Source organism: Amycolatopsis sp. NPDC059027 (genome assembly GCF_042739735.1).
Lineage (GTDB): Bacteria > Actinomycetota > Actinomycetes > Mycobacteriales > Pseudonocardiaceae > Amycolatopsis.
In genome coordinates this window covers 42,213-51,395 of the sequence record NZ_JBHYIK010000048.1, presented here as the reverse complement: position 1 = coordinate 51,395, position 9,183 = coordinate 42,213, and the positions used below count along the sequence as shown (strand labels likewise).

7 protein-coding genes and 1 pseudogene are annotated in these 9,183 nt (G+C 70.8%); 3 read left to right on the top strand and 5 right to left on the bottom strand.

The window, feature by feature from the left end; all coding sequences use genetic code 11:
- Window positions 1-191 precede the first annotated feature (191 nt).
- Window positions 192-1,238, top strand: a complete 1,047-nt coding sequence (locus ACFWY9_RS29485; RefSeq protein WP_378323797.1) for a (4Fe-4S)-binding protein — start codon at window positions 192-194, stop codon at window positions 1,236-1,238.
- Here ACFWY9_RS29485 and ACFWY9_RS29480 read toward each other — a convergent pair whose 3' ends face one another.
- Complete coding sequence (locus ACFWY9_RS29480) at window positions 1,239-3,263, bottom strand: acyltransferase family protein (RefSeq protein WP_378323796.1); 2,025 nt, start codon at window positions 3,261-3,263, stop codon at window positions 1,239-1,241.
- A gap of 110 nt (window positions 3,264-3,373) precedes the next feature.
- Here ACFWY9_RS29480 and ACFWY9_RS29475 point away from each other — a divergent pair, with 110 nt between their 5' ends.
- Entirely contained in the window at window positions 3,374-3,892 is a 519-nt protein-coding gene (locus tag ACFWY9_RS29475) for a SixA phosphatase family protein (RefSeq protein ID WP_378323795.1), read from the top strand.
- 10 nt (window positions 3,893-3,902) lie between these two features.
- Here ACFWY9_RS29475 and ACFWY9_RS29470 read toward each other — a convergent pair whose 3' ends face one another.
- Complete coding sequence (locus ACFWY9_RS29470) at window positions 3,903-4,118, bottom strand: hypothetical protein (RefSeq protein ID WP_378323794.1); 216 nt, start codon at window positions 4,116-4,118, stop codon at window positions 3,903-3,905.
- 193 nt (window positions 4,119-4,311) lie between these two features.
- Between ACFWY9_RS29470 and ACFWY9_RS29465 the strand changes: the two genes are divergently transcribed.
- Window positions 4,312-5,811 carry an MFS transporter gene (locus tag ACFWY9_RS29465; protein ID WP_378323792.1) on the top strand — a complete coding sequence of 500 codons (1,500 nt, stop codon included), beginning with the start codon at window positions 4,312-4,314 and terminating at the stop codon, window positions 5,809-5,811.
- 1 nt (window position 5,812) lies between these two features.
- On the opposite strand, the gene ACFWY9_RS29460 is transcribed toward ACFWY9_RS29465, so the two are convergent.
- From ACFWY9_RS29460 to ACFWY9_RS29450, 3 genes and pseudogenes are all read right to left on the bottom strand, one after another.
- Window positions 5,813-6,649 (bottom strand): NAD-dependent epimerase/dehydratase family protein, encoded by an 837-nt coding sequence (locus tag ACFWY9_RS29460; protein WP_378323791.1) that lies wholly within the window; start codon window positions 6,647-6,649, stop codon window positions 5,813-5,815.
- Between the two features lie 63 nt (window positions 6,650-6,712).
- A complete protein-coding gene (locus ACFWY9_RS29455) occupies window positions 6,713-8,884 on the bottom strand; it encodes a xanthine dehydrogenase family protein molybdopterin-binding subunit (protein WP_378323790.1) in 2,172 nt (723 codons plus the stop codon).
- Window positions 8,884-9,183 (bottom strand): annotated as a pseudogene (locus tag ACFWY9_RS29450) (xanthine dehydrogenase family protein subunit M); the annotation flags it as partial. The gene ACFWY9_RS29455 and the pseudogene ACFWY9_RS29450, both read right to left, overlap by 1 nt.

Genomic DNA, 9,183 nt, shown 5'->3' with positions numbered 1-9,183 from the left:
ACACCGGCGCGCTCTCTAAAACCTCCCCGGGGGGGGTGGACCCCGGGGGTGGTGTTGTTGGGTGTTTCCCCTCAATATCCGTTTTTCAAACCCCCCCTTCAGCTCGTCCGGGCGAGGCAGTGAGTCTTGTTTTCCAACTAACCTCGGGTTACTGTCAGTTTTGTTTTCCAACTGACTGACAAGGGGTGAGCGTGAGCGAGCGGAAGCTGCCGTCGAAACTGGCCGGGCATCCGTCCGTGCGGAACGTGCTGGCCCGCCGGGCGGCGCAGCCCCCGGAACCCGCCGTGATCGACGCCGGATGGTTGCGGAAGGTGTGCCTGGAGGCGGGTGCCGACGACATGGCCGCTGTGCCGCTCGACCATCCGGACCTCGAAGGCGAGCGCAAGCACGTGCTCGGCGCGCTGCCCGGCACGAAGACGTTGATCTCGCTGGTGGTGCGGATGAACCGCGACAACGTGCGGACGCCCGCGCGCAGCGTGGCCAACCAGGAGTTCCATCGCAGCGGCGAGATCATCAACGAGGCGGGCCACCGGATCGTCCGCGCGCTGCAGGACGCGGGCCATCGCGCGCTCAACCCGTCGGCGACGTTCCCGATGGAGATGGAGCACTACCCGGGACGGATCTGGGTGGTGGCGCACAAGACGGTGGCGGTCGCCGCCGGGCTCGGCGCGATGGGCGTGCACCGCAACGTCATCCACCCGCGGTTCGGCAACTTCGTCCTGCTCGCCACGCTCCTGGTGGACGCGGAGGTCAGCGCGTACGGGGAGGCGCTGGACTACAACCCCTGCCTGGAGTGCAAGTTGTGCGTCGCCGCGTGCCCGGTGGGCGCGATCGGGAAGGACGGCGAGTTCGACGTCGTCGCGTGCGCGACGCACAACTACCGCGAGTTCATGGGCGGGTTCACCGACTGGGTCGAGACGGTGGCCGACAGCGCCGACGGCAAGGACTTCCGCACTCGCGTCTCGGACTCCGAGAACGCGTCGATGTGGCAGAGCCTTTCCTTCAAGGCCAACTACAAGGCCGCGTACTGCATGGCCGTCTGCCCGGCAGGGGAGGACGTGCTCGGCCCGTACCTCGACGACCGCCGCGCGTTCATGGCCGACGTGCTGCGGCCCTTGCAGGACAAGGTGGAACCCGTGTACGTCCATCCCGGATCGTCCGCGCAGGAGCACGTCGAACGGCGGTTCCCGCACAAGGTGGTCCGCCCGGTCGGCAACGCGGGGCGACCGGTGGACTAGCTACCAGCCGAGTGCCGAGGTCATGGCCCCGTCGAGCGCGGGGGACAGGGTGGTCATGAACGTCGCGGTGACGTGGTTGTCGTCCATGTACACCAGCACGTTCCCGACGACCGGGCTGCACAGCGTGCCGCAGAAGTAGTCGCTGAAGTCGAGGAACGAAACGTTCGGCGGGACGTCGGCGGCCTTGCGGTAGGGCGGCGTCGGGGCGAACAGCCGGTCTCGCCGGACACTGCACTCCGGTGCCTTGCGGCCGCGGGATTCGACGCAGGCGGCGGGGGAGAAGTCGAACCGCGGGTTGTCCCGGACCGCGACCACCGGGATGCCCGCGCGGTCGAGGGCGCGCCACTGCGCGACGAACCCGGGCGGGGTCTGTTCGGTGAGGCCCGCGCGGACGTCACGGCTGGCGAGCGTGAACACCGCGTCCGGGCGCAGGGCGATGATTTCCTGTGCCGCGGCGGCGTTCCAGTCGGTGCAGCCCTTGTCGCCCGGCATCGCGTCGGAGGTGGTGGAGAACGGGCAGGCACCCTTGAGCATGAACGTGATCTGGTAGTTGTGTTGCTCGGCAAGGGGTTTGAGCGCGGCGAGGTACTGCTGGATGTGCGAGTCGCCGACCGCGACAATGCGTTTCGCCGGCGTTCCGGTGGTCTTGCTGGTGCACATCTCGAGGCTCTGGTCGCGGGCGGACTTGACACAGGAGGCGTCCGCGATGCCGCCCCAGTCGTTCGGGATGGCGATCATCGGCGGCACCACCGTGCTGGGCGTGACGGGTTTCGGCGCCTCCGGCGCCCGTGCCTGCGCGCCGGGATGCGCGGGGTCGTCGAGATCGATGGCGAAATCGGCCTTCTTCGCGCTGACCACCTGCCACGACCCCGCGACGAGCACCACCGGCACCAGCGCCGCGATGCCGAAACGGTAGGCGCCCCACCGGGTGCGGACGCCGATGGCCGACGTGCGGACAGGGTGCTCGACGAGGTGGTACGTCAGCGCCGCGAGCAGTACGGAGACACCGATGACGAAGGCGCCGCCGGCGAGCCCGACGCGTTCGCGGTCCCTGGCGACGAGGTAGAAGATCAGCACCGGCCAGTGCCACAGATAGAGCCCGTAGCTGAGGTTGCCGAGATACTCGAACGGCCGCGAGGCGAGAATCCGGTCGGCGCCCCAGCGGCTTCCGGTGGCACCGGCGAGGATCACCAGGCCCGCGGCGCCGGTGGGCCAGAGGGCCGCGTAGCCGGGGAAGACGCTGCCGACGTCGAGCACGATCCCGCAGACCGCCAGCCCGGCGACGCCGAGCCAGCCACACAGCACCCGGGCCGGGCGCGGCAGGGACATCGCGTCGATCCCGAGCGCGAGCAGTCCGCCGAGCGCGAATTCCCACACCCGGGTGAAGGAGTCGAAGTACGCGAGTGGTTGATTGGCCGAAGTGAGATGCACCGAGTAGGCGAGGGAAGCGGCGAAGACGATCGCGAGCGTGACGAAGAGCGTGGCGCGCAGTGAACGACGTATCCGTGTCGCGAGGAAAGCGACCAGTGCCACCAAAAGCGGCCACACGAGGTAGAACTGGCCTTGGATGGACAGCGACCAGTAGTGCTGGACCACGCTGGCGGTGTTGTGCTGGGCGAAGTAGTCGACCGAATCCGCGGCCAGCCGCCAGTTCTCCACGTAGAACGCGGACGCGAAGATCTCCTTGATGGTCTGGAACCAGCGGTCCTGCGGCAGCACCAGGATGCCGACGCCCGCGACGGCGACGAGGACGGTCAGCGCGGCAGGGAACAGGCGTTTGATCATCCGGCCCCACAGCGGGCGGAACGCGATCCGGCCGCGGCCCGCAGCCCGGAAGAGCTGGCCGGTGATCAGGAAACCGGAGATCAGGAAGAACACGTCCACGCCGCCGGAGACCCGGCTCAGCCAGACGTGGTAGATGACCACCAGCGACGCGGCGAGCGCGCGCAGTCCCTGCAGTTCCGGCCGGTACTTCCGCGGCGAACCGGGGACGGGACCGGCGTCGGCGGGAAGCGGCCCGGACATCGTGGTTCCCCCATTCGGTCAACGCTGTGGTGTCCGCATCCGACCACACGTTTCTGTGAGAACCTCGGCGCGCGCTGTGCGAGCGCTGTGAAAACGGGGAGAATGGAGCAATGCGGCGGCTGATCGTTCTCCGGCACGCGAAGTCGGCGTGGCCCGACGGCGTCGCCGACGACGAGCGTCCCTTGGCCGCGCGGGGCCTTCGCGACGCGCCCCGCGCGGGGCGTTGGCTGGCGCGCAACGGTTTCGTCCCGGACAGAGTGGTCTGTTCCACCGCGCGGCGGACCAGGGAGACCTGGCGGCTCGCGGGCGGGGCGCTGGGCGCCTCGCCCCCGGTCGTCCACGACGAACGGCTGTACGGTGCCGGGCTCGGCGACTTCCTGGCGGTGGCCAGGGAAACCGGCGAAGAGGTCGAGACACTGTTGCTCGTCGGGCACGAGCCCGGAGTCAGCGAGGTGACCGTTGAGCTCGCCGGATCGGCCGAAGGGGACGCACTCGTCCGGGTCCGTACGAAGTTCCCGACGTGCGCGCTGGCCGTGCTGGAACTGCCAGGGCCGTGGCGGGAGATCTCCGCGGACGCGGCCGTGCTCCGCGCTTTCGTCATTCCGCGCGACCCCGCGATGGACGGCTGATCGCTTTTCGTTACCTGGCAGGGGAATCCGGGCGCTGGTCACGGGAAGCCGCCGGCGCCACCGTTCTGCTGAACGGGCGTAACCGCGCCGGCGCGGGCACGAGCAGGGCGACGAGCACGCCGAGGATCCCGATCAGGACCGGCGCTTGGATGACGGTCGGCGCGGTGCAGGCGAGGAACAGCCGGAGCGAACCGGTGACCAGCAGGCGCCACAGCCTGGGGTCCATGATCGGGAATTACCCCGTGGTCAAGATCGCAAACCCGTCTCGCGCGACCGCTGCCGACTCGTTACGCCGGATTCGGCCCCGGACGGCGGTGAAAGATCTTCGCCCTTGCCGGATCCGGTCCGGACCATGGCCCCGTCCGCCCCGGCGGGCCTAAGGTGGGCGAGAGATCCGGCACCGGAGTCGAGGGGGCGGCGTGACGGCGGTGACGCGGGGGGAAGGCGGGCCCGCCAGGGTGCTCGTCGGCGCCGGGGTGGTGCTGGTCGTCGTGTGCTCGGTCGTCGGGTTCGTCCGTGCTTTCCAGCCCGGCCACACGGGCATGGGAATGGGCATGGACATGGGCCCGAAACTGCGCGGGATGCCGCTCCCGGACATGCCGGAGATGTTCCTCGCCGGGGCGGGGATCCTGGTGGTGCTGACCGGAGTGCTGCTGCGTGGTCCCCGGCGGGCTCCGGTGGCTACCGCGCGGACCGGGGTTCGCGGGCGCGGGCTCGTGGCGTTCGTCGCGACGACCGCGCTGACGATCGACATCAGCAAGACCTCGACGCTCGGGTTCGTCATTCCCGGGATGCGCGCGGAGTACGGGATCGGCGCGTCCACCGCCGCGCTGCTGGCCGTCGGCGGGCTGTCCGGCACCGCGACCGGGGCGCTGGTGTTCAGCAGGCTGGCCGACCAGATCGGCAGGCGCGGCTCGTATCTGCTGGCCACGCTCGGGTTCACCGCGACGAGCATGTGCGGGTGCATGCCCTCGTTCGGCGGCAACGTGACGATGTGCTTCCTGATGGGCATCGCGGTCGGCGGGCTGGCGCCGATGCTCGTCACGATCCTGGCGGACCTGTTCCCCGGTGGTTCGCGCGGTCCGGTCGTCGCCGCGTTGTCGATGGTGGCCACGGCGCTGGGGTACCTGATCGCGTCGGGATCGGCGCTGTGGCTGGAACCGACCTTCGGGTGGCGGGTGCTGTGGCTCATCGGCGCCCCGATCGGGCTGCTGCTCGCCCTCGCCACCGTCCTGGTGCCCGAACGCGCGCTTCGTGCGATCGCGCAGCACGACGACGCCGGGCCCGTCGTGCCGGAACCGGCTGGCACCGCGTTCACGACCCGCCTGCAGTGGCTCTACGCCGGGGTCGTCGGGCTGCTGACGTTCGGCCTGACCACCTGGGTGCCCACGCTCGCCAGGGCGGGCGGGCTCTCGCTGACCACCGCGAACACCCTGCTCACGGTGGTGGCGCTGGCGATGGTCCCGTGCGCGGTGCTGCTGACGCTGGCCTACCGCCGGTTCGGCGCCATCCCGCTCGCGGTCCGGCTGGCCGTGACCACCGCGGGAGTGCTGCTCGCGCTCACGGTGTCCGGGCTGACCTCGACGGTGACCTGGCTGTCCGCCGCCGTGCTCGCGGCGGCGCTGTTCGCGGTCAACACCATGGCCGCGATCTTCCTGCCGATCGCGGCGGATCTCGCGGACGTCCGCCGCCGCGGCCGGACCACCGGCACGGTGTCGTTCTTCAACCGGGTCGGCGGCCTGCTCGGGCCGCTGGTGCTCGCGCTCGTCGTGTCGTCGGTGACCGACGTCCTGGTCGCGGTCGCGGTGCTCGCCCTGCTGTGCGGAGCGATCGCCTGGTACACCGGGCACCGGTACCGCGCCGCGCAACGGGCCACCCCACCGGATGAACACCGCGATTCCCGGGTCCGGGCTGGGTGAATCACCGCATCGGCACGCCCAGTTCGGTGGTGACGAACAGCGTGCCGCCGAGATAGACGGACGTCGAATCGTCGTCCGGCGACAGCGTGCCGGCGAACCGCTCGGAGTCGTCGACGGCCCGGTAGCCGAGTTCCCCGGCCTCCCGCGGCGAACATCGTCCCCGGGTGTTGGCCGAGACGCCCCACACGATCCGGTAGCCGGGCTCCGGCGCGGCCAGGCACGCCTCGAACAGCCTGCCGGCGTCGTCGGGCGACAGCCACAGCTCCATCCCGTGCGCGTTGCCGGGGTCCGGGAAGCACGCGCCGATCCGCACGCAGAGCACGTCCATGCCGAACCGGGAGTGATACAGGCTGCCCAGCGCCTCCAGCACGGCCTTGCCGAATCCGTAGTAGGTGTCCGGGCGGGGCGAGCTGTCCGCGGGCAGGATCCCTTTGTTCTCCCGGAATCCGGCCACGTGCCCGCTCGACGCGAGGATCACCCGCGGCACCTCGCACCGGCGCGCGGCCTCCAGAACGGTGCGGGTGCCGTCGACGTTGACCGCCAGGATCTCCTGCCAGGTGTGTTCCCGGGGGTGTCCGGCCAGGTGGATCACGGCGTCCACGTCCGAGCAGGCCTCGGCCAGGACGGCCGCGTCCGTGACGGAACCGGGCACGATCTCGACGTCTTCGCCCTCGGCCGCCGCCTCGGCGGGCACGGTGTCCAGCAGCCGCAACGTCCGGCCCGGTCGGCGCAGCCGGGTCCGGAGGTACCCGCCGATCCGGCCTGACGCCCCGGTGATCAGCACACGGCTCACTGGATAGCTCCCTGTCTCGATGATCAAGGGAACCTTGCCAGCCATCGGCGTTCGGGGGCAACGGGGGCCGGGTGCTACCGGCGGGCGCGCCGGTAGCACCCGGGTGCGTCACTCGTCGAGGAGATCCTCGAGCTGGATGGGGATGTGCCGGACGCGGACGCCGGTGGCGTTGTAGACGGCGTTGGCGATCGCCGCCGCCATGCCGACCATGCCGATCTCGCCGAGCCCCTTCGCGCCCACGGCGTTGTGCAGCGTGTCCGGATACTCGATGAAGTGGACGTCGGCCTCGGGGATGTCCGCGTTCACCGGAACGAGGTAACTCGCGAGGTCCGCGTTGGCGAACCTGCCGTTCTCCTCGATCTCCAGGCCCTCGTGCAACGCGGCCGACACACCCCAGATCATCCCGCCGATCGCCTGGCTGCGGGCCGCCTTCGCGTTGATGATCCGGCCGGAGTCGAACACGCCGAGCAGCCGGGACACCCGGGCCTCGCGCGTCCACCGGTGCACCCGCACCTCGCAGAACTGCGCGCCGAACGAGCTGAAGGAGTGCTTCGTCAGCTCCTCGCCGGGGGCGGACGAACCGGTCGCGGTGACCGAGTCGCGGGTCAGTGCCCGCAGCAGTTCGCCGAACGTCATCGACCGGCCGTCGCCCAGCACGCGGCCGTCCGCGTAGGAGACCTCCACGCCTTCGAACGGGGCGCCGGGGGCCGACGCCAGCTTCAGCAGGTCGTCGATCACCGTGGCCGCGGCGACCATGATCGCCGTCCCCGCGCTCGCGGTCGCCGTCGAGCCGCCCGAAATACCACCGGGCGGGTAAGCCGAGTTACCGAGCCGGGGCGTGATCCGGTCCTGCGGGATGTCCAGCGATTCGGCGCCCACCAGGGAAAGCACGGTCAGCAGCCCGGTGCCAGGGTCCGCCCCGCTCGTCGAGACCACCGCCGTCTCGTCCGCCCGCAGCGTGATCTCGACCGTGGCAGGGAACCGCAGGGCGGGGAACATCGCGGTGGCCGTGCCGAGGCCGACGAGCCAGTCGCCGTCGGTGCGGCCGCGCGGTGTGCGGCCGGCCCAGCCGAACCGGGACGCGCCGATGCGGAAGCACTCGTCGAGGTGCTTGCTCGACCACTGCAGATCCCGGCCGGGCGGCGCCGTCGAGTTGTTCCGCAGGCGCAGCTCGATCGGGTCCATGTCCAGCGCGACCGCCAGCTCGTCGATCGCGCTCTCCAGCGCGAAGGACCCCGGCGCCTCGCCCGGCGCCCGCATGAACGTCGTCGGCGGGATGTGCAGCGGCACCATCTTCTGGCTGATGGCCAGGTTCTGCGTGGCGTACCACTCCCGCGACGTGCCGTGCGAGGTCGGCTCGACGAACGACCGGTCCGCCGGGGTGCTGCACCACGAGTCGTGCCGCAGCGCGATCAGCGTGCCGTCCCGTTCCGCGCCGAGCGTGATCTTCTGGACCGTGGCGGCGCGCCCCGCGGTCGCGGTGAAGACCTGCTCCCGGCTGAGCGCGGCCTTGACCGGCTTGCCGAGCGCCTTGGCCGCGGCCGCCGCGAGGAACGCGGGCGCGGACGTCATGGCCTTGCCGCCGAAGGCCCCGCCGACGAACGGGTTGATCGCGTGGACCGACTTCGGGTCCAAGCCGAGCGCCCCGGCCAGCTCGGCCGCCTGGAGATCGGAGCCCTGGTTTCCACTGTAGACGGTCAGGCCGTCGGCGTCCCACACCGCGACCGCGGAATGCGGCTCCATCGCCGTGTGGTGCTGGGGCGCGGTGGAGTACGTCGCCTCGATCACCACCGGGCTCGCCGCCAGTGCGTCCTCAATGGACTCGACGCCCTCCGCGAGCACGGAGAGGGACGGGGGAGCGCCGTCGCGCGCGGGCGGGGCGTCCTCGGCGGTGGCGAGGCCGTCCTCCAGCGAGGTCAGCGCGGGCCGCTCGTGATACGTGACCTCGATCAGCATCGCCGCGTCGCGGGCCTGTTCGTAGGTCTCCGCCACGACGAAGCCGATCGGCTGACCGTAGTAGGTGACTTCCTTGTCCTGCAAGGGAACCCAGACCTCGCCGAACATCGAGGTCGGCCTGGTCAGCTGCAGCGGGTCGAACGGCGAGTACACGCCGATCACGCCGGGAGCGCTCTTCGCCGCCGTGACGTCCATGGCCTCGATCTCGCCGTGGGCGATCGTGCTGAGCACGACGTAGCCGTGCACCATCCCGGCGAAGTTGTGGTCCGTCCCGTACTTGGCCCCGCCGGTGACTTTCAGTGGGCCGTCCACCCTGCTGGTCATCAGTGGCTCCCCTCGGCCAGTTCGAGCAGTGCGCGGATCACGGTCCGCTTCAGCAAGGACACCTTGAAACCGTTCATGGCCAACGGCTTCGCGCCTTCGGCCGCCAGTGCCGCGGCGGCCTCGAAGGAGGCGAGTGTCGCGGGCGCGCCGCGCAGGGCCGCCTCGACCTCCGGCAGCCGCCACGGCACGGTCGCCACGCCACCGGCCGCCACTCGCGCGTCGACGACGCGCGAGTCCGGGGTGTGCCGCGCCACAGCGGCGGGGCATAGAGCGAGACAGTATGACTGCCAGTCACACAC